This is a genomic window from Amycolatopsis sp. SID8362, assembly GCF_010550475.1.
Lineage (GTDB): Bacteria > Actinomycetota > Actinomycetes > Mycobacteriales > Pseudonocardiaceae > Amycolatopsis > Amycolatopsis eburnea.
Genome location: NZ_JAAGNB010001196.1, coordinates 1 through 641, shown reverse-complemented (window position 1 = coordinate 641; position 641 = coordinate 1). Strand labels below are relative to the sequence as shown.

The 641-nt window shown below is 77.4% G+C and carries 1 protein-coding gene; it reads right to left on the bottom strand.

What is annotated here, in order from left to right:
* Window positions 1–641: AAA family ATPase (locus tag G3I65_RS37035; RefSeq protein WP_160700216.1), on the bottom strand; the 641-nt coding region annotated here is incomplete at both ends.

Genomic DNA, 641 nt, shown 5'->3' with positions numbered 1-641 from the left:
AGCCGCGCCGCCGCGACGCGCAGCGCCAGCGGCTGGTGGTCGCACGCCTGGACGATCGCGGCCACGCTTTCCTTGTCGCCGTCCCGGATGTCGTCGGCCGGACGGCCGGAGTAGCGGGCCAGCAGGTCGATCGCGTTGTCCTGGGGAAGCGGGTCCAGCGCGACGTGCCGGGCCTCCACGGTGGCCAGCAGCCGCCGGCTGGTCACCAGCGCGGCGGCGCCCGGGGTGGCCGGCAGCAGGGGCTGGACTTGCCTGCTGTCGACGGCGTTGTCCAGCACGACCAGGATCCGGCGGCCGGCCAGCGCGGACCGGTAGACCGCGGCCGCCTCGGCCGGATCGTCCGGAATCGCGGGCAGCGGCAGGCCCAGCGCCCGCAGGAACCGGCGCAGCACGTCGGCGGCGGTCGGCGGCACGGCGCCCGCGGTTCCGCCGAGCAGGTCCGCGTAGAGCTGCCCGTCCGGGAATTCCCCGGCCAGCCGGTGCGCGACGCGGATGACGAGCGCGGACTTGCCCCGCCCGCCCGGTCCGTGCACGGCCACCGTCGCGGGCTCGTCGGCCGCCGCGTGCGCGATCGCTGTCAACGCCGCGATCTCCGGTTCGCGGCCGACGAACCGGGTGAGCGGGGCGGGCAGCTGCCGGGG